This is a genomic window from Mucilaginibacter sp. (genome assembly GCF_041660805.1).
GTDB lineage: Bacteria > Bacteroidota > Bacteroidia > Sphingobacteriales > Sphingobacteriaceae > Mucilaginibacter.
The window spans coordinates 174603-194457 of record NZ_JBAZVP010000007.1; the positions used below are offsets into that span (position 1 = coordinate 174603).

A 19855-nucleotide genomic window follows, 5' to 3' on the forward strand; every position below is an offset into this window, starting at 1 on the left:
TAATTTATCTTATCCCGTAAAATATCCTGAAGCCCTGGATGTACTTTTTATTGCCGGCGTATGATACACCATAGTCAACCCTGAAGATAAGGCGCTGGAGGCCAATATAGAGCTCTCTGTAATTGGGGTTGCCTTTTGTGGTTAAGTAATTAGCACCTATAATTTCTTCCAGCTTTAACTTTCTGATAAACGATATTTTACCAAGCACCGAACCGGCAAAGTTATGCTGGTAATGTGCTTCAAAAAAAGCGCCGTTTGTGCTGTAAGTATAAAACGGCAGGAAGTGGAAACTGCCAATATAGGTAGGGTCAAAAGTGGTACCCTGGTTACCTAAGTAATGATAGTAATCCATAAAATAAAGGGTGTTATTATTGAAATAATCGCCCCCGGTTAATTTAAAGGACGAAAATCCGGAAGTACCTATGCGGATATTACTTTGAGAAATATCAGCCGAAGCAAAATCATAATCAACATCAGAGCCGAAAACACTTTTTATCCCCTTGCGATAGTTAACGGTAAGGGTTGGGTATTTTGATGGCAGGTTAAACTTGCCTGTCGGCCTTGTTATATATTGCTGATCAAATGTAAAAGTTACCGCAGTATTAAAAGTAAACGCCTGATTCTTCGGGAATAAAAAGGACCTGTCGTTAGCCGGTGTACCGGGTGGCGCTAAAGGGTTATTTGAAGTAAATTCCCTTATTTTACTGCTGAATATATGGCCGTAAGCGTTATTATAAAGTTGCGAGCGGCTGGAATAACTTAAACTGCCTGTCCATAATACCCCATTTGCTAATTCGCGCTGGTAGCCAAAGCCACCATATTGCGAACGATAATATTTTACATAGTTGTTTTCGTACAGCAGGGTACTCAATGTGTTAAAGTATAAAGAGCGTGTACCTACGTTGTTAAGATCAAGTATATCGCTGCCGAAGCTTACCCAAAATTTAGAGTTGTGAAATGGATCATTCTTATACTCGGTTAATATATTTGCACTAAACAATTTATTAACGAAACCATAGCGTACCGCAGGTGTAACACTGAATGTACGGTAATCATCCAGTTTTTTTGTATATCTAACCTTTGCGTTAATACCAAAACCTTCAACCGTATTGTAATAAAACGTTTGTAAAAAAGGGAACACATAAAGCGAATCTTTATTACTGCGGTTACTGGCGTTGTAACCAAAAATTAAATAACCGGGATAATTAATATTGTTTTTGGTATGCTGAAGCTCATCTAAATAAGCATCGGTTTGTTTATAGGCGGCAATACTGTCTTTTTTATTATAGTCCCTGGTTTCCTGGGCGGTTAAAGGTACCTGGCGCATATTGTTCCAATAAGCGGGGCTTTTAATATTGGCAGCAGTATCAATTTTTAATACTTCGCCATTAAAATAGCCTTCAGGAAAGTTCTGGTTTATCTTATAGTTGTTGTAAATGCTTATATAGTATCCGGAAAATTTAAACCCGAAAACACCGCCTGTAAAGCTATATTGTACTGATGCCGGTAACCAGATACTGTCACGAAGAGGTATATATTGCTGACTTATTTGTATCGTATCTATCAGGTTAAGGTTATCATTATAATTGGTTAGCATCAGGTCGGCACTGTAAAGGCGCGAATCGCTCTGTACTATATAAATATTACCTTTAAACACGGGGTCATAGGTATGTTTAGGCAGCAGTTGTATCTTGCTGATGGTACGCCCGTTTGATATGGTAGACCCCATATATTTGTAATGGTAATAAGAAAGCGCGTTTGATGCCACCGGCGATACAAAGCCATGAGAGCTGAGGCCGTTAATATTAATCACGTTATCGTACAGGTTCAGTTCCAGGTCTGATGCTTTTGTATAGCCAAAGGCCGGATTTTGCCCTGCTGTTTTTGAGGCGATGGTTACCTCTTTAAATTTATTGGGTGTTTGTACATTGAATTGGGAAAGCGATTCTGATTGGTAAAGTATCCCGCGCCCGTTTGAATCCAGGTCCAGCTGGCGGATAACCGCGCTGCCCATTAATGATTTAGGGGCTTTGGTTAGCTTTTGCACACCTTTAATATAAACCGCGCATGAGAAGGTTTTATACTCATTCATATGCTTTTGACGGTTTGCTATTACTTTGCGCATAATGGCCATGCCGCTATCTGTTTTGCTGTTGTATTTGGCCGTATCTGTTAACTCGAAAATCTCATTATCAAGCTGCACATCCAGCGTGTCGTTACGATCTGTTATCGTTACCGGGATCATTTTTTCGCGGTAGCCTACCAAACGGTAAACAATGTTATAAACGCCGGGGGTAAGCTTAAACATATACCTGCCTTCCTCATTAGCAGTGGTGCCATAAGTTGAGTTGCGTATATAGATAGACGTGAAAGGTGCAGGTTCGTTTTTTTGCCCGCTAACCCGCCCAGACAAGATGTACTGTTGTGCCGAAACAGTAAACGTAGATATTATAAAAAAAATGAATAGTAAAGTTCTGCTCATATCTGATTTTCTACATTTAATACTTTTCTTACGCTAAAATGTTTGTTAATAGCTGTAATATATTAAAAATGTTGCGTATTAGCAGTTCAATTGCGGTTGAATGTTTAATTTTGACGCTTTAAATCTATTCATATGTATAAAACATTACAGCCGGTTTTACAGCAGGAGCTTGCCGATATTGAAAATGCAGGCTTATATAAAAGGGAAAGAATTATTACCTCGCCACAAAGGGCTGATATAACTGTACAGGGCGGTAAAGAAGTGATAAACTTTTGCGCCAACAACTATCTGGGCCTTTCTGCCCATCCAAAAGTGATTGAAGCTGCAAAAGCAACTATGGATACGCATGGTTACGGCCTGTCATCCGTACGTTTTATTTGCGGTACACAGGATATACATAAAGAACTTGAAAAAAAGATAGCCGGGTTTTTAGGAACGGAAGATACCATTTTATACGCGGCTGCATTTGATGCCAACGGCGGCGTGTTTGAGCCGTTGTTTAATGAGCAGGATGCCATTATATCTGACGAGTTGAACCATGCATCTATTATTGACGGGGTTCGCCTTTGTAAGGCACAGCGCCAGCGCTATAAGCATGATGACATGGCAGATCTGGAAGAAAAGCTGAAAGCTACGCAAGATCTGCGCCACCGTATTATTGTTACCGATGGTGCTTTTTCAATGGATGGCACCATTGCCCAGCTTGATAAGATATGCGCACTTGCCGAGCAGTACAACGCTTTGGTGATGATAGATGAGAGCCATTGCAGCGGCTTTATGGGTAAAACCGGCCGCGGTACGCATGAGCACCATAATGTAATGGGTAAAATAGATATTATTACCGGTACGTTGGGTAAAGCATTAGGCGGGGCATCGGGCGGGTTTACATCGGGCCGTAAAGAGATCATTGATATGTTGCGCCAACGCTCAAGGCCGTATTTGTTCTCAAATACATTGGCCCCTGCTATTACCGGTGCATCAATAGCTGTGCTTGATATGCTAAGCGAAACCACCGACCTGCGCGATAAACTGGAAACCAATACCAAATATTTCCGTGAAAAAATGACCGCTGCCGGTTTTGATATTAAACCGGGTGTACACCCTATAGTGCCGGTTATGCTGTATGATGCTAAGCTGGCACAGGAGTTTGCAGCCAAAATGCTGGAAGAAGGCATTTACGTTATCGGGTTTTATTACCCGGTTGTGCCGCAGGGTAAGGCACGTATCCGTGTGCAGATCTCGGCAGCGCATGATACGCACCATTTAGATAAAGCTATTGCGGCATTTACCAAGGTGGGCAAGGAGTTAGCGGTGATTAAATAATACCCGTTATATTTGTAATCGAATTTTTTTGAATAAGTTATATAAATGCAAGCGCAGATAGATCAATATACAAACGAGATAAACGCTTTTTCGCCGGCTAATGCTGATGAACTAGAAGCTTTTCGTATTAAATTTTTAGGGACAAAAGGATTGATAAAAGATCTTTTTGAAGAATTTAAAACCGTTGGCCCCGAAGAGAAGCGTGTTTTTGGTAAAGTACTTAACCAGTTTAAACAACTGGCCGAAGCAAAATATAATGAGCTAAAGGAAGGCCTTACATCAGAAACCGTAAATCCGAAATCTGAAATAGACCTTACCCTTCCCGGCGATGGTTTTGAGGTTGGCTCGCGCCACCCGCTTTCATTGGTGCGTAACGAGATCATTGATATTTTTAAACGCCTGGGCTTTGTGGTTGCAGAAGGCCCGGAGATTGAAGACGACTGGCATAACTTCTCGGCATTGAATTTCCCTGAAGAGCACCCGGCGCGCGATATGCAGGACACCTTCTTTATCCGCAAGGGTGAGGGTACAGATGATATCGCTTTGCGTACACACACCTCATCGGTACAGGTGAGGATGATGGAGCAGGGCAAACCACCGTTCCGTGCTATTATGCCGGGTCGCGTTTACCGTAATGAGGCTATATCTGCCCGTGCACATTGCTTTTTTCACCAGGTAGAAGGTTTGTATGTTGATGAAAACGTATCGTTCTCTGATCTGAAACAAACGCTTTACCACTTTGTGCAGGAGCTTTATGGCGATGGTACACAGGTACGTTTCCGCCCGTCGTACTTCCCGTTCACAGAGCCATCTGCAGAGATGGATATCTCTTGTACCATTTGCAAAGGTGCGGGTTGTAATATGTGTAAATACAGTGGCTGGGTTGAAATTTTAGGCTGCGGTATGGTTGATCCTAACGTTTTGGAAAACTGCGGCATCGACAGTAAAAAATACACCGGCTTTGCCTTTGGTATGGGTATGGAGCGTATTGCCAACTTAAAATATGTGATCCGCGATCTGCGTTTGTTTTCTGAGAACGATGTTCGTTTCTTAAAGCAGTTCCAGTCGGAAATTATATGAGGTATGTAATGATATTGGCATTGGTAGGCATGCTGTTTTTCTCCTGCGGGAAAACAGGTGATGTTGTGCCGAATGTGCCGGTAAATTTACGGATTACCAAAACGGATCCTAATGCAGCAGCTCTGAATGCTATAGGAGGATCAATAATTATTAGCGGACAAGGTGTTGCCGGCATCATAATTTATAGGGGCATTAATGGTTATGTAGCTTATGACCGCTGCAGCAGCTATCAGCCCGAGAAACAATGTGCCGTTACCGTAGATGATACTGGTTTTACAGTAACTGACCCTTGCAGCGGAGCGAAATTTTCCCTTACAGATGGGAGTCCGGTTAAGGCACCGGCAACCAGATCGCTCAAGACGTACAACGTGAATACAACACAATTTGAGATAATTGTGTATAATTGAGGATGGAAGCCGATAAAATTAAAGATAGTATAAAGCGGGCGGCACAAGATCTGTTCCGGAAATTCGGTTACCATAAAACCAGTGTAAACGAAATTGCCAAAAAAGCCAAGATTGCAAAGGCTACTATTTATAAGTATTTTGACAGTAAAGAAGCCCTTCTGCACGTTTTGCTGATGGACTATATAAAGGTGAGCGTTAATGAATTAATTAATACCAACACGCCCGAACAGGATGAGGAAACCCACCTGAGCAACCTTATCATGAAAACCTGCCGGTTATCGTACACGGTTTGCAATGAATTCATCGGCTGGGATTTTATCCGCGAAAGCACTAACTCGCAAGATTTTTTAAAGAACCTGTCAAACGAGCTGGAAGAGCTGCTCATGCAATCATTTACCCAACTGCCCGGAGTTAAAAAGCACGATACCTATCAGCAACGCCTGCGTTTCCTTATTAAATGCAGTAAAAGTATTGTGTTCAGTTTCGCTTTCACCTCTGTAAGTGATGCAGATGTGCGCAAAAATTTTGTATCCTTCCAAAAAGAGATCTTGCCTTATTTGGTGAAGGCTGCGGTAACTATTTAATTTTTTCACTATACCCATTTGGTTTTTGGTATAAATTTATTATGTTAGCATAATAAATTTATACAGCTATGAGCCAGGAACTAATCGAATTTTCGGAGCTTATTGATGAGCAATTTGAAATGACTGATATTGTTATCGAAGTAGAATTTGATCAGTTATTAGAGATGTTTTTAAAGTAGGCAGCAAGCTTTTTTCTTAAGCCACTCTCAGTTATTACCAATGGTTTCCGGTCAAAAGATCGTGTTGTAATGCAATTTGCCACGGCCTCTATCTAAATCTTAATTCTTGTATCTTGATTCTTGCTTCTTTCTTTAACTTTGCAGCCTCATGAGTAGATCTGCAAAAAAGAGTAAGTTTTTCGAGAACGTTACGGTTATTGATATTGCCGAAGAAGGCAAGGGTGTAGGCAAGGCCGACGATTTTGTGCTGTTTATAGAAAAAGCCGTCCCCGGTGATATTGCAGATATTGAAGTTTATAAAAGCAAAAAGAACTTTGGCGAAGGTAAAATTACCCGCTTAATTCAACCATCAGAATACCGCACACAAGCATTTTGCGAACATTTTGGTGTTTGCGGCGGCTGCAAATGGCAGCACATGACCTATGATGCCCAACTGAAATTTAAGCAGAAAGCCGTACATGATGCTTTAACCCGCATTGCTAAAATAGAGGTAGGGCATATGGATAGCATAGTCCCTTCCCCGGCTGATAGATACTACCGCAACAAACTGGAATACACTTTCTCCAACAAACGCTGGTTATATGACGGCGAGAGCCGCGACGACGAGCGCTTGGATATGGATGCCCTGGGCTTCCACATCCCCGGTAGGTTTGATAAGATCCTGAACATAAATCATTGCTACCTGCAAGCCGAGCCATCAAATGATTTGCGTAACAGCATTAACGCTTACGCAAAAGAACAGGGCATTAGTTACTATGATGTTAGGCAGCACACAGGCGCTTTGCGTAATTTGATTATCCGTACCTCATCAACTGGTGAGATCATGGTTATTGTAGTTTTTGCCCATGCAGATCAGGAGCAGGTGGATAGTTTGATGACCTACATTGATGCCGCTTTCCCACAGATCACTTCATTGTTATATATATTGAACACAAAAATGAATGATACCATTTTTGACCAGGATGTAATAGCATGGAAAGGCCCGGAATATATTCATGAAGAAATGCCCGCCGCAAATGGAACAGTTGTGCGTTTCAGGGTTGGTCCTAAATCATTCTACCAAACCAACTCTATTCAGGCCCTGCGATTATACGAGATAACCCGCGACTTTGCGGACTTTAAAGGTGACGAACTGGTTTATGACCTTTACACCGGAGCTGGTACAATTGCTAACTTTATTGCCGGCCATGTACGCGAAGTGGTGGGTGTAGAGTATGTGCCATCGGCTATTGAGGATGCAAAAGTAAATTCTGAGATCAATAACATCACGAATACCAAATTTTTTGCGGGTGATATGAAAGATGTGCTGGTTGCAGATTTTGTAGCAGAACACGGCAAGCCGGATGTAATTATTACCGACCCGCCGCGTGCAGGGATGCATGCAGATGTGATTGCCCGTTTAATGGAGATAGAGGCCAGCAAGATAGTTTATGTAAGCTGCAATGCCGCCACCCAGGCCCGTGACCTGCTGGTGCTCAAAGAAAAGTATGATACCGTTAAAATTCAACCGGTAGATATGTTCCCGCATACCCAGCATGTGGAAAATGTGGTGCTGTTGAAATTGAGATAAGGCCTCACCCTACCCTCTCCAAAGGAGAGGGTAAAAGAATTTCCTGTGTATTTTGAAGTCCTCTCCTTTGGAGGAGATTTAGGTGAGGCTTTCACAAATCTCCTTGATCGATTCACTCAAAGGTTTAAACTCAAAACCTATATCCTTCTTTATTTCGCTGTTGTCAAAATTGCGTGTAACTGATGCCGCACGGGCGGTTGTTTTATCTATTGCAGGCGCTTTACCTGTTAATGCGGCTACAAATGACGCGCCGCGCCAGGCCAGTTCCATCATCCAGGGCTTGGCTAAAGTGGCCGGTGGTTTTACATGGTAGCAATTTGCTATCTCTGTAAATATTTGTTGGTAGCTACGATTCTCTGCATTAATAATATAACGTTTGCTACTAATGCCGCTTTCCATCAGCGCTATCATACATTTGGCTACGTCAAGTACATCAACAAAGCCAATGGCTCCTTGGGTATAAAACTTTAGCCCCTTACGTACAGTCTCAAAAATTTGCCCGCTGCCTTCGCTCCCTGCGCTTGCACCTATAATAATGGTAGGGTTAACCATTACCGCATCCAAACCTTCGGCAATGCCGCGCCATACTTCCATCTCGCTTTCCAGTTTTGATATAGCATAGCCGTCGCTTTCTAAGGTTGGGTCAAGGTGGTGCTTTTCGGTTATCATTTCACCGGGCTTAGCCTCGCCAACGGCAGCAACAGAGCTGGTATGCACCATACGGATCCCTTTCTCAACACACAGGTTCACCAAATTAGCCGTGCCATTAACATTGGTGCGGATCATGGGGTCTTTGTCGGCTTGTTTCATTGATACCCATGCGGCACAATTGTAAACCTGCGTTACGCCATCCAAAGCATTCTCCAGGGCAAAAACATCCATCAGGTCGGCATCTACCCAATCAATTTGTGTGGTGTATGGTGCAAGCAGTGCAGGTATTTTAGAGGTTGCCCGTTTGGTACAGCGGATAATATTGCCGCGTTGTATCAGCTCTTTTGCTAATTCGGCCCCTAAAAAACCTGTTGCGCCTGTAACTAAAATCATGTTCCAAATATGCAGAATATTTAGATGTGGAGGCGGGATTAGATGTGTAGATGTGCAAATATGCAGGTGTGCGGATGAAAAAAATGAAAGATTTGCCTATCAACACATCCAAAAATATCTGCACATTTGCATATCCGCATATTTGCACGTCAAAAACAATGTCTTTAGCCGATTTTTTTACACCAATAGATCTTAAAAAGATCGCTCCTAAAAACGGATATTTTACCAGTCAGCTGGGGGATAAGATCGATCATCATTCGGTTGATTTTCCAGATCTGGAACAAAAGACGGATATAGCCATAATTGGCGTACTGGATGACCGCAATGCTATCAATAATTCCGGCTGCGCGTTAGGGCCCGACTATGTGCGCGAAAAGCTTTATCAGCTAAATGAAGGCAGCTATACCACAAGGATAGTAGACCTGGGGAATATAACCCGTGGCGAAACTGTTGTTGACACTTACTATGCGCTAAAAACGGTAGTGAATGAGTTGGTAAGAAAAGATATTGTCCCGGTTATTATAGGGGGCGGGCAGGATCTTACTTATGCTCAATATATGGGTTACGAAAGCCTGGAGCAAAAGATTGATATGCTTGTGGTAGATTCACAATTCGACCTGGAAGATGATGGCTTTGCCGAAAGTATTGAAACCACATCGGCAGCCTATCTCAATAAAATATTCCTGCACGAGCCCAATTACCTGTTCAACTACAGCAATATGGGTTACCAAACCTATTTTGCCAGTCAGGATAGCCTGCGGGTAATGGAAAAACTTTACTTTGATGTACACCGCTTAGGTGAGCTGGCCTCAAATATTTCTGTTGCCGAACCTATTATTCGGAACGCTAACATGGTGAGCTTTGATATGGGGGCTATCCGCTCATCAGACGCGGCGGGCAATGCCAATGCAAAACCTAACGGGTTTTATGGTGAAGAAGCCTGCCAAATTTGCCGTTATGCCGGCTTTAATGATAAGCTAAGCTCTATAGGTTTCTATGAGTTTAACCCGGCTTATGATAGCAACGGGCAAACCGCCATGCTGCTATCACAAATGATATGGTATTTTATTGATGGCTTTTATAACCGCAAACGCGATTTTCCGCTTAACCCAAAATCGCAGTACCTTATTTACAAAACCAGCTTAAAGCATGACGATCATGAGGTGGTATTTGTAAAAAGCAAAAAAAGCGACCGCTGGTGGATGCAGGTGCCTTACCCCACAGGCGGCTCAAAGAACGAACGTTTCCATTTAGTGCCCTGCCGGCATGAAGATTATAAGACTGCTGCATCCGGCGAAATGCCAGATCTTTGGTGGCGCACCTATCAAAAATTAAACTGATTTACAATTCATTAGTGGTTTAAGCGTTATTCACATTCATATTGATATTAAATGAAGAAGATTTTTTTCTGCATAGTTGCTTTATTACCCGCCCTGGCATTTGGCCAGGCTGCCCAGCCTTTTACTGTTAAAAGCAAAATTGGTAAGCTAAACGCACCTGCCAAAGCTTATTTAGTGTACCGTTTAGGTGCCAATAACGTAACCGATTCTGCAGCTATTGTAAATGGTGAGTTCACCTTTACAGGTGTGGCCATGAACCCCGTTAACGCATCAATGTTTATTGATTATAAAGGAATAGGTTTTGCTAAATACATTGCACAAAACTTTCCGGATGGCGGTCCTTCAAAATCGGCAGACATGCTGAATTTTTATATAGAGAAAGGCACAATCAATATCACCTCTCCTGATTCTGCCGCTAAGGCGGATGTTAGCGGTTCACCATCAAACGAGGATAACAAAAAACTGAAATCGCAATTAAAGATAGTGATGGATAAAGCGCAAAAGATAGTTGCAGAAGCACAGGCCGCAAAGCCAGAGCAGCAGCAATCAGCCGCGTTTCAAAATTCTATGCAGGCTAAATATAAAGCCATTCAGCTTGAACAAAAAACGGTTTTAAAAACTTTTATCAACGCAAATCCAAATAGTTACCTGAGCCTGCTTGCCTTAACCAGCGTTAGCGGCCCATCGCCGGATGTTGTGGAAGTGGAACCGCTGTATGAGTCGCTGTCTGATGAGTTGAAAAAAACAGAGCAGGGCCGTCAGTTAAAAAGTGCCATTGATGGCTTAAAGCTTACGGCTATTGGTGCCATGGCGCCAGATTTTATTCAGAACGATGTAAATGGCGCGCCGGTTAGGCTATCCTCTTTCAAAGGCAAATATGTACTGCTTGATTTTTGGGCGTCATGGTGCGGCCCATGCCGTCAGGAAAACCCTAATGTGGTAAGAACTTACAATAAATATAAAGACAAAAATTTCACCATACTGGGTGTATCATTAGATAGAGAAAATGGTAAAAGCGCCTGGCTTGCGGCTATAAAAAGCGATGGCCTTACCTGGACACAGGTATCTGACCTTAAATACTGGAACAACCTGGCTGCCACTGTTTACGGTGTGCAATCTATTCCGCAAAACTTTTTAATAGACCCAACCGGTAAAATAGTTGCCAAAAACCTACGCGGCGATGATTTAGATAATAAACTGAGCGAATTGCTGGGTAAATACAACTAATGGCGAACGGTCATTGTATCATTTTGATGAGATGGCCAAGTTTTATAGCTAATGTTTTGATTTTAGGCGTAAATCCCTCATATTAGGGCTTTAAAGCACCATAATATGAAAAAAATTGTTTTAACAGCATTGGCAAGCTTGCCTGCATTGCTTTTTGCCCAAACCGGCAAATTTACAGTACAAGGTAATGTGGCAAATTTTAATGCCCCTGCTAAAGTATATATCCAATACAGAAAAGAAGGCAAAACGGTTATCGACTCAACTGTGTTGAAAGATGGCAAGTTTACTTTTACTGGTGATGCCACAGCAGCGCCAATGAACGGATACATCTTGTTCAACGAAAAAGGCGCGGGCATGAACGGCACACGCGACTATCATTCTTTGTATTTTGAGCAGGGAACTATTAACGTTACCACTGCCGATAAAATGACTAACGCTACAGTTACCGGTACAAAAACTAATCAGGAGAATGAGCAATATCGTTTAGCTATGAAACCGGTTAACGATGCTTATACTGCATTAGAAGCCAAACAAAAAGCAGCTACCGAAGAGCAGCAAAAATCACCGGCTTTTATTAAACAAGGTAAACTGGACGAAAAAGCAATTGAAGAACAGGAAAAAGCGCTAAACAAGCAATTTATAACCAGCCATCCCGATTCATACATTAGCTTAAACGCTTTACAATCGTACACATACAGTGCAGATTATGTAGATATCGCCCCTCTGTATCAAGGGTTATCTGCTAATATCAAAGCATCAACCGGTGGTAAAGCATTTGGTGAGATATTGCCAAAACTTAAAGCAGTAGCATTAGGTGCAACGGCGCCTGAGTTTGCTGAAGCCGATACTGCTGGTAAAACAGTTAGCCTGTCATCTTTCAGAGGGAAATATGTTTTGATTGACTTTTGGGCATCCTGGTGTGGCCCTTGCCGTGCAGAAAACCCTAACGTGGTAATGGCATTCAATAAGTATAAAGACAAAAACTTCACCATTTTAGGTGTATCGTTAGATCGCCCCGATGCTAAAAAAGCATGGTTGGCCGCTATCAAAAAAGATGGTTTAAACTGGACCCAGGTATCTGACCTGCAATTCTGGAAAAGCAAAACCGCCGATATGTACGGTGTGCGTGCCATCCCTCAAAACTTTCTGCTTGATCCTAACGGAAAGATCATAGGTAAAAACCTGAGAGGCGAAGACCTGAACGAAAAACTGGCTGAGATTTTTAGTAAGATATAGTTTGGTGAGTGGTTGATTAAGTGAGTGACTTTAAACATCACTCATTAACTCAATCAACCACTCACTTAATTAACCATTCTCTATACCAGATCAAATCCTATATCTTTTCTGAAATATACACCGTCGTAATAAATACGGCTGGCATCGGCGGTAGCCTGTTGCAGGGCATCAAACATGTTATTTTGTAATGATGTAACGGCCAATACACGCCCGCCCGTTGCTTTTACGGTTTCTCCCTCAAGCGTGGTGCCTGCCTGAAATACGTAGGAGTCGCGAACATTCTCAATACCACTAATCTCTTTATCCTTTAAATATTCACCCGGATAACCGCCCGCTACGCAAACTACGGTAGCGGCAACCTGGTTAGATATAATTAGCTCTTTATCCTTAAGGTTACCTTCGGCTACACCCAAAAGCAGGTCAACAAAGTCTGATTCTATGCGTGGCATAACGCTTTCCGTTTCAGGGTCGCCCATGCGGCAGTTGTATTCTATGGTATATGGGTCGCCATAGCAATTCATCAGGCCAATAAAAATAAACCCTTTATAGGGGATGCCTTCCTTTTTCAAACCTTCAACCGTTGGGATGATGATCCTTTGCTCTACCTTCTGCATAAATTCATCATCAGCAAAAGGAACCGGCGATACCGAACCCATGCCACCGGTATTTAAACCGCTGTCGCCCTCGCCAATACGTTTATAATCTTTTGCTTCGGGTAATATTTTATAGTTATTGCCATCGGTCATCACAAAAACAGATAACTCAATGCCCTGTAAAAACTGCTCAATAACCACCATAGAACTTGCATCGCCAAATTTGGCTTCGGTAAGCATCTCCAACAATTCCTGGCGCGCTTCTTCAAGGGTAAGGCATATCAATACGCCTTTGCCTGCTGCCAGTCCGTCGGCTTTTAAAACTACGGGGAGCCCGGCTGTTGCCAAATAGTCAAATCCTTCCTGCAAAGTATCGCGGGTGAAAGTTTTTGAGGCAGCGGTAGGAATATTATGGCGCTGCATAAACTGCTTGCTAAAGTCTTTACTACCCTCCAACTGTGCCGCTTCGCGCTGCGGACCTATCACCGGGATGCCTTTTAATTGTTCATCTGCCAGGAAAAAATCATGAATACCTTTAACCAGGGGTTCTTCGGGGCCTACCAGCACCATATTAATATCATTAGCTAAAGCAAATGCTTTAATGCCCTCAAAATCGGTGACCTGGAGGTTTACGTTTGTGCCATATTTACCCGTACCGGCATTACCGGGAGCAATAAAAAGATTATGGCATTTAAGGCTTTGCGATATTTTCCAGGCGAAGGCGCTTTCCCTTCCGCCCGAACCAAGGAGCAGGATATTCATATGGGGCAAAGATAGTATTTTTGGTGTGTTGGCGATAGGTGTATACTTAAACGTGGCTAAATAGTACTTTTACACAATGTCGAAAAGGTTAGATAAAATTCAAAAGCTGCCGGTATATAAAATTGCCGTAGAAATGTACGAGTTGGCTAATGCTATTGTTGAAGCCTTGAAGGAGGATGAAAAAAAAGAACACCTGGCCTCTGAAATTATTGGGAATGCTATGCTAATACAGGTAAAAGTGGCAGGAGCTGCTGGTAGTAGCCTTTACTCCTTAAAAATGCAAAATGCTGTTGTAATAAAGATTGCAGTACATGATATGCTGAACGCCGTTATCGTTACCGAAATGTTTGACATGAATAATGACGACTATGTACAATTGATGCGGGACAAGGTGGAAGACTTTAGGCTGGCTTTCGTTAATTGGATTAGGGGCTTTGATAAAACACATGATATACCAGATAATTGGGCCATCCGTTATGATACGAGTACGCCTGAGCAGGAAAAGCTGGAAGAATTGATGTTTGATGACGATAAATTTCTTGAAGATTTTGATGATGAAGATACCGATGAGGAAGAAAAGTGAACCTTATCATTGCCGTTGACTTCAGTCAACGGAGAATAAAAATGACATCATCGGCTTTAGCCTAAAAATGTTTGGCGAATGTCATTCCGTCTTATCAAATGAGACGGTAATGAATAGGAGGGCTTGTAAACAGTATATCTGTTCATCTGCATATTTGCACATCATAACTTTCTCCTTTCGGCGCAAAACCGTAACTTTGCCTGCCATTATGACTTTAAAATTGCACTGGCGCAATTCTTGAGTTTAGTGCGTTATATAAAAATATTATGTTAGACTTTTTTAGTAAGCTTTTCGGAAGCAAATCAGAACGTGACGTTAAGGCTTTATTGCCCATAGTGGAAAAGATAAAGGCTGAATTTGCCAAACTTGACGGTATAAGTAATGACGAGCTTAGGGCTAAAACCATAAACTTTAAGGAAATCATTGCAGAGGGGCTTTCTGGTATTGATAGCGAGATACAAGCTATTAAAGACCGTACCGAAACAGAGCTGGATATGGATGTGAGCGAAAAGGTTGACCTTTATACTCAACTTGATAAGCTGGAGAAAGACCGCAACAAAGAGCTTGAAGAAATATTAAAAAATATATTACCAGAGGCTTTTGCCGTGGTAAAAGAAACCGCCCGCCGTTTTGCAGGTAATAAAACCATTGAAGTTACCGCAACCCAGTTTGACCGCGACCTTGCTGCCAAAAAAAGCAATGTGGTTATAAAAGGTGATACGGCTATCCATCACAACACCTGGCTGGCTGCTGGTAATGAGGTTACCTGGGATATGGTTCATTATGATGTACAGCTAATTGGTGGTATTGTATTGCACCAGGGTAAAATATCTGAGATGGCAACGGGTGAAGGTAAAACGCTGGTAGCTACGTTACCTGCATACCTTAACGCGCTTGCCGGCCGCGGTGTACATATTGTAACCGTGAATGATTACCTGGCACGACGCGATAGCGAGTGGATGGGCCCATTGTATGAGTTTCATGGACTTTCTGTTGATTGTATTGACAAACACGAGCCAAATTCAGAAGATCGCCGCAAAGCGTATGCATCAGATATTATTTTTGGAACCAACAATGAGTTTGGTTTTGACTACCTGCGTGACAATATGGCGCACAGCCCTGAAGAACTGGTACAGCGTAAACTGCACTATGCCATGGTTGATGAGGTCGATTCAGTATTAATTGATGATGCCCGTACACCTTTAATTATATCAGGCCCAATCCCACGTGGAGATGAGCATGAGTTTTATGAATTAAAACCACGCATTGAGCGTTTGGTTAACGCGCAAAAAGCCTACGTTAATGGCGTATTGAACGAAGCTAAAAAATCAATCAATGATGGTAAAACCGGTATTGATGATGGTGGTTTGGCTTTATTACGTGCACACAGGGCGTTGCCAAAAAGCAAAGCACTGATCAAATTCCTGAGCGAAGGATCAAACAGGACCGTGCTGCAAAAAACCGAGAACCATTACATGCAGGATCAGGGTAAGGAAATGCCCAGGGTTGATGCGGAATTGTTCTTTATTATAGATGAGAAAAACAACCAGGTTGAACTTTCTGAAAAAGGTATTGAGCTGATCACCTCATCAGGTGAAGACCCTAACTTTTTTGTGATGCCTGATGTAGGTACAGAGATCTCTGAGATTGAAAAATCTTCTCTGTCTGCAGAAGAAAAGATCGCGAAGAAAGATGAATTGATGCGCGATTTCTCAATAAAATCTGAGCGTATCCACTCGGTTAACCAATTGTTAAAAGCATATACCTTATTTGAAAAGGATACCGAATATATTCTGGATGAAGGCAAGGTTAAGATAGTTGATGAGCAAACAGGCCGTGTTTTGGATGGCCGCCGTTACTCTGATGGTTTACACCAGGCTATTGAAGCAAAAGAAAATGTTAAGGTTGAGGATGCAACACAAACGTTTGCTACTATCACCCTGCAAAACTACTTTAGGATGTACCACAAGCTTTGTGGTATGACAGGTACTGCCGTAACCGAAGCCGGTGAGTTTTGGGAAATATACAAGTTGGATGTGGTTGAGATACCAACCAATACACCAGCATCACGCGAAGACAGGCAGGATTTGGTTTACCGTACCATCCGCGAAAAATATAATGCGGTTGCCGACGAAATTGTGAAGTTAACTACAGAAGGCCGCCCGGTATTAGTGGGTACAACCTCGGTAGAAATTTCAGAATTATTGAGCCGTATGCTTAAGCTGCGTGGTATTAAGCACAACGTGCTGAATGCTAAGATGCACCAGAAGGAAGCGGACATTGTTGCCGAAGCCGGACAAACAAGTACAGTAACCATTGCTACCAACATGGCAGGCCGTGGTACGGATATAAAATTAGGGGCGGGTGTTAAGGATGCCGGTGGTTTAGCCATTGTAGGTACCGAGCGCCATGAATCGCGCCGTGTGGACAGGCAGTTGCGTGGCCGTGCTGGTAGGCAGGGTGACCCGGGTTCGTCACAGTTCTTTGTATCGTTAGAGGATAACCTGATGCGTTTATTCGGATCAGAGCGTATCTCAAACCTGATGGTACGTATGGGGATTGAAGAAGGCGAAGTGATACAGCACTCCATGATCTCAAAATCAATTGAGCGTGCGCAGAAGAAAGTAGAAGAGAACAACTTTGGTATCCGTAAGCGTTTGTTAGAGTATGATGATGTGATGAACTCACAGCGTACCGTTATTTACGCGAAACGTAAAAATGCCTTATTTGGCGAACGCCTTGATGTTGATTTGAGCAATACCATTTTTGATGTTGTTGAAGATGTGGTTGCTGAATTTAAAGAGTCAAACAACTACGAAGGTTTCCAGTTAGAAGTTATCCGTTTGTTCTCGGTAGATATTAGCACTGATGAAGTTGAATTTAGCGGCATTAGTATGAATGCACTGGTTGATAAAACCTTTGCCGAAGTAATGGACTTTTACAAACGCAAAGCAGAAGCAGTTGCGCAACAGGCTTACCCGGTATTAAAAGATGTTTATGATACCCGCGGCCAGTATGTTGAAAACATTGTTGTTCCGTTCTCTGATGGTGTGCATGGTATGCAGGTAGCCGTTCCGCTTAAAAAGGCGGTTGATAATAAAGGTTTAGAGGTGTTTAAATCATTCGAAAAGAGTGTGACCCTATCCCTTATTGATGATGCCTGGAAAGAGCACCTGCGCGAAATGGACGAATTAAAACAATCTGTACAGAACGCGGTTTACGAACAAAAGGATCCGTTATTGGTATATAAGTTTGAAGCTTTTGAATTGTTCCGCCAGATGTTGGCCAATGTGAATAAAGAACTGGTTAGCTTCTTGTTTAGAGGTGGCATCCCGGTTCAGCAGGAGCCGGAGCAGGTACGTGAGGCAAAACCTCAGCCTAAACTTGATCTAAGGAACATGCGTACTTCAAAACCTGAATTGGTTAGTGAAAGTAATGGCATGCCAATGGAAGATACCCGCGAACTGCAAAAGCCAACGCCTGTAAAAGTTGAGCAAAAGATTGGCAGGAACGATCCCTGCCCTTGTGGTAGCGGTAAAAAATATAAGAACTGCCACGGCGTAGGGCAAAATTAAAGCCTCACCCAACCCTCTCCAAAGGAGAGGGCTTTAAAATATAAATTGTCATCCTGAACTTGTTTCAGGATCTCTCCGGACAAGTTGACCAACATACAGTCGACTTAGCATGTGGGATGCCGAAACAAGTTCGGCATGACGGCGTTTGTGAATAAAAAGAAAATGAAAAAAGCAATATCTGATCATAAAGCTAAACCAGGCCTCATCAAATATTGCTTTTTTTTTATGTTCCTGTTTTTTTCAGCATTAACCTTTGGCCAGGCCCGCGGTAGGGTGCAGGTTATAAGAGACCCGTTGTTTGATACCTTATTAGCCAAACGTGCCGCGCTTAACCGGGGAGGAGGCAGTGTAGGTGGCGGTAATTTTTCATCATCATATGGCTACCGGGTACAAATATATAGTGGAACTAACCGCAACCTGGCTTACAATGCCCAGGCAAAATTTAACAGGGAGTTTCCGGAATTACGCACTTACATTGTTTACAGGGAACCCAATTTTAAGGTACGTGCCGGTGATTTCAGAACCCGGCTTGAGGCTGAAAAGTTGATGCAGGAAATAAGGCCGTCATTCTCCGGCATATTTATTATATCAGAAAAAATAAATCCACCTAAAACGGTTATCAGTAATGATTAAAGAAAAGATCCAGCAGCTATCACAAGATATTTTTAATGAGGTAGTGGCCAATCGCAGGCATCTGCACTCGCATCCCGAGCTTTCCTTTCACGAGGTGGAAACATCGGTATTTGTTGCCAATAAGTTGGAAGAGCTTGGGTTAGAGTATCACAAGATGGCCGATACCGGTTTGGTAGCGCTGATAAAAGGGGATAAACCCTCTGATAAAGTAATTGCCCTGCGTGCTGATATGGACGCTTTGCCAATTACCGAAGCAAACGATGTGCCCTATAGATCACAAAATACCGGTGTAATGCATGCCTGCGGGCATGATGCGCATACCTCATCATTGTTAGGTACTGCCAAAATATTAACAGAACTGAAAAGCGAATTTGGTGGAACAATAAAGCTGATCTTTCAGCCGGCAGAAGAAAAATTGCCGGGTGGTGCCAGCCTCATGATCAAAGCAGGCGTACTGGAAAACCCTAAGCCTGCTGCCGTGTTGGGTCAGCATGTTATGCCACTGATTGATGCAGGTAAAGTAGGTTTTCGTGCGGGTAAATATATGGCCAGTACAGATGAGCTTTACGTTACTGTAAAAGGAAAAGGCGGCCATGGCGCGCAGCCGCAACAAAATGTTGATCCGGTGATCATCACAGCTCATATATTAACAGCTTTGCAGCAAGTGGTAAGCCGCTTTGCCGACCCTAAGAGCCCATCAGTATTATCATTTGGTAAAGTGATAGCAAACGGTGCTACCAATGTGATCCCTAACGAGGTTTATATGGAAGGCACCTTCCGTACGATGGATGAAAAATGGCGCGGTGAGGCCCATATCAAAATGAAAAAAATGGCCGAAGGTATTGCCGAAAGCATGGGTGGCAGCTGCGAGTTCAATATTATGAGAGGTTATCCTTTCCTGATAAATGAAGAAGTACTAACCGCCGCAACACGTGGACATGCCGAAGATTATTTAGGTAAAGAGAACGTGCTTGACCTTGATATATGGATGGCTGCCGAAGACTTTGCTTACTACTCACAAGTGGCTGACAGCTGTTTTTACCGCTTAGGTACACGCAACGAGGAACGCGGTATAACTTCATCGGTACATACCCCAACGTTTGATGTGGAGGAAGATGCATTTAAAATAAGCACCGGCCTTATGGCTTACCTGGCTATTAAACAATTAGGTAATTAATTAGTTAATAGCCTATAGTTCATAGACCATAGCAAAACTGTACAACGTTTTGCTATGGTC

At 42.7% G+C, this 19855-nt stretch carries 15 protein-coding genes; 12 read left to right on the forward strand and 3 right to left on the reverse strand.

Annotated elements, in window-relative coordinates:
• Nucleotides 1-4: 4 nt before the first annotated feature.
• Nucleotides 5-2482 carry a DUF5686 family protein gene (locus WC743_RS12255; RefSeq protein WP_373012294.1) on the reverse strand — a complete coding sequence of 826 codons (2478 nt, stop codon included), beginning with the start codon at nucleotides 2480-2482 and terminating at the stop codon, nucleotides 5-7.
• 132 nt (nucleotides 2483-2614) lie between these two features.
• Here WC743_RS12255 and kbl point away from each other — a divergent pair, with 132 nt between their 5' ends.
• The 5 genes from kbl (at nucleotide 2615) to rlmD (ending at nucleotide 7625) form a co-directional block, all read left to right on the forward strand.
• Nucleotides 2615-3805 carry a glycine C-acetyltransferase gene (gene kbl, locus WC743_RS12260; protein WP_373012295.1) on the forward strand — a complete coding sequence of 397 codons (1191 nt, stop codon included), beginning with the start codon at nucleotides 2615-2617 and terminating at the stop codon, nucleotides 3803-3805.
• Between the two features lie 45 nt (nucleotides 3806-3850).
• Entirely contained in the window at nucleotides 3851-4885 is a 1035-nt protein-coding gene (pheS, locus tag WC743_RS12265; RefSeq protein ID WP_373012296.1) for a phenylalanine--tRNA ligase subunit alpha, read from the forward strand.
• An 8-nt stretch (nucleotides 4886-4893) separates the two neighbouring features.
• A complete protein-coding gene (locus WC743_RS12270) occupies nucleotides 4894-5292 on the forward strand; it encodes a Rieske (2Fe-2S) protein (RefSeq protein WP_373012297.1) in 399 nt (132 codons plus the stop codon).
• Between the two features lie 2 nt (nucleotides 5293-5294).
• A complete protein-coding gene (locus WC743_RS12275) occupies nucleotides 5295-5876 on the forward strand; it encodes a TetR/AcrR family transcriptional regulator (protein WP_373012298.1) in 582 nt (193 codons plus the stop codon).
• Nucleotides 5877-6203: 327 nt separating this feature from the next.
• Nucleotides 6204-7625: a 23S rRNA (uracil(1939)-C(5))-methyltransferase RlmD gene (gene rlmD, locus WC743_RS12280; RefSeq protein WP_373012299.1), complete on the forward strand. Its 1422-nt coding sequence runs from the start codon at nucleotides 6204-6206 to the stop codon at nucleotides 7623-7625.
• A gap of 78 nt (nucleotides 7626-7703) precedes the next feature.
• Here rlmD and WC743_RS12285 read toward each other — a convergent pair whose 3' ends face one another.
• Complete coding sequence (locus tag WC743_RS12285) at nucleotides 7704-8669, reverse strand: NAD-dependent epimerase/dehydratase family protein (protein ID WP_373012300.1); 966 nt, start codon at nucleotides 8667-8669, stop codon at nucleotides 7704-7706.
• Nucleotides 8670-8827: 158 nt separating this feature from the next.
• On the opposite strand from WC743_RS12285, the gene WC743_RS12290 reads away from it, so the two are divergent.
• The 3 genes from WC743_RS12290 to WC743_RS12300 all read left to right on the forward strand — a co-directional run bounded on the left by WC743_RS12290 (nucleotide 8828) and on the right by WC743_RS12300 (nucleotide 12472).
• Nucleotides 8828-10009 carry a formimidoylglutamase gene (locus WC743_RS12290; RefSeq protein ID WP_373012301.1) on the forward strand — a complete coding sequence of 394 codons (1182 nt, stop codon included), beginning with the start codon at nucleotides 8828-8830 and terminating at the stop codon, nucleotides 10007-10009.
• Between the two features lie 51 nt (nucleotides 10010-10060).
• Entirely contained in the window at nucleotides 10061-11236 is a 1176-nt protein-coding gene (locus tag WC743_RS12295; protein ID WP_373012302.1) for a redoxin domain-containing protein, read from the forward strand.
• A gap of 105 nt (nucleotides 11237-11341) precedes the next feature.
• The gene (locus WC743_RS12300) at nucleotides 11342-12472 is read left to right on the forward strand and encodes a redoxin domain-containing protein (RefSeq protein WP_373012303.1); all 1131 of its coding nucleotides are present in this window, start codon (nucleotides 11342-11344) and stop codon (nucleotides 12470-12472) included.
• An 80-nt stretch (nucleotides 12473-12552) separates the two neighbouring features.
• On the opposite strand, the gene purD is transcribed toward WC743_RS12300, so the two are convergent.
• Nucleotides 12553-13827, reverse strand: a complete 1275-nt coding sequence (gene purD, locus WC743_RS12305) for a phosphoribosylamine--glycine ligase (protein WP_373012304.1) — start codon at nucleotides 13825-13827, stop codon at nucleotides 12553-12555.
• Nucleotides 13828-13903: 76 nt separating this feature from the next.
• Here purD and WC743_RS12310 point away from each other — a divergent pair, with 76 nt between their 5' ends.
• The 4 genes from WC743_RS12310 to WC743_RS12325 all read left to right on the forward strand — a co-directional run bounded on the left by WC743_RS12310 (nucleotide 13904) and on the right by WC743_RS12325 (nucleotide 19795).
• The gene (locus WC743_RS12310; RefSeq protein ID WP_373012306.1) at nucleotides 13904-14410 is read left to right on the forward strand and encodes a hypothetical protein; all 507 of its coding nucleotides are present in this window, start codon (nucleotides 13904-13906) and stop codon (nucleotides 14408-14410) included.
• Nucleotides 14411-14676: 266 nt separating this feature from the next.
• Nucleotides 14677-17985 carry a preprotein translocase subunit SecA gene (gene secA / locus WC743_RS12315; protein WP_373012307.1) on the forward strand — a complete coding sequence of 1103 codons (3309 nt, stop codon included), beginning with the start codon at nucleotides 14677-14679 and terminating at the stop codon, nucleotides 17983-17985.
• 162 nt (nucleotides 17986-18147) lie between these two features.
• On the forward strand, nucleotides 18148-18618 hold the full coding sequence (locus WC743_RS12320) for an SPOR domain-containing protein (RefSeq protein WP_373012308.1): 471 nt from the start codon (nucleotides 18148-18150) through the stop codon (nucleotides 18616-18618).
• The gene (locus tag WC743_RS12325) at nucleotides 18611-19795 is read left to right on the forward strand and encodes a M20 family metallopeptidase (protein WP_373012309.1); all 1185 of its coding nucleotides are present in this window, start codon (nucleotides 18611-18613) and stop codon (nucleotides 19793-19795) included. The genes WC743_RS12320 and WC743_RS12325 overlap by 8 nt, the downstream gene beginning before the upstream one ends.
• The last annotated feature ends 60 nt before the right edge of the window (nucleotides 19796-19855 follow it).

Coding starts and splice junctions, on each gene's coding strand:
- WC743_RS12255 (WP_373012294.1), bottom strand. CDS start 2,482: ATGAGCAGAACTTTACTATTCATTTTTTTTATAATATCTACGTTTACT.
- kbl (WP_373012295.1), top strand. CDS start 2,615: ATGTATAAAACATTACAGCCGGTTTTACAGCAGGAGCTTGCCGATATT.
- pheS (WP_373012296.1), top strand. CDS start 3,851: ATGCAAGCGCAGATAGATCAATATACAAACGAGATAAACGCTTTTTCG.
- WC743_RS12270 (WP_373012297.1), top strand. CDS start 4,894: ATGATATTGGCATTGGTAGGCATGCTGTTTTTCTCCTGCGGGAAAACA.
- WC743_RS12275 (WP_373012298.1), top strand. CDS start 5,295: ATGGAAGCCGATAAAATTAAAGATAGTATAAAGCGGGCGGCACAAGAT.
- rlmD (WP_373012299.1), top strand. CDS start 6,204: ATGAGTAGATCTGCAAAAAAGAGTAAGTTTTTCGAGAACGTTACGGTT.
- WC743_RS12285 (WP_373012300.1), bottom strand. CDS start 8,669: ATGATTTTAGTTACAGGCGCAACAGGTTTTTTAGGGGCCGAATTAGCA.
- WC743_RS12290 (WP_373012301.1), top strand. CDS start 8,828: ATGTCTTTAGCCGATTTTTTTACACCAATAGATCTTAAAAAGATCGCT.
- WC743_RS12295 (WP_373012302.1), top strand. CDS start 10,061: ATGAAGAAGATTTTTTTCTGCATAGTTGCTTTATTACCCGCCCTGGCA.
- WC743_RS12300 (WP_373012303.1), top strand. CDS start 11,342: ATGAAAAAAATTGTTTTAACAGCATTGGCAAGCTTGCCTGCATTGCTT.
- purD (WP_373012304.1), bottom strand. CDS start 13,827: ATGAATATCCTGCTCCTTGGTTCGGGCGGAAGGGAAAGCGCCTTCGCC.
- WC743_RS12310 (WP_373012306.1), top strand. CDS start 13,904: ATGTCGAAAAGGTTAGATAAAATTCAAAAGCTGCCGGTATATAAAATT.
- secA (WP_373012307.1), top strand. CDS start 14,677: ATGTTAGACTTTTTTAGTAAGCTTTTCGGAAGCAAATCAGAACGTGAC.
- WC743_RS12320 (WP_373012308.1), top strand. CDS start 18,148: ATGAAAAAAGCAATATCTGATCATAAAGCTAAACCAGGCCTCATCAAA.
- WC743_RS12325 (WP_373012309.1), top strand. CDS start 18,611: ATGATTAAAGAAAAGATCCAGCAGCTATCACAAGATATTTTTAATGAG.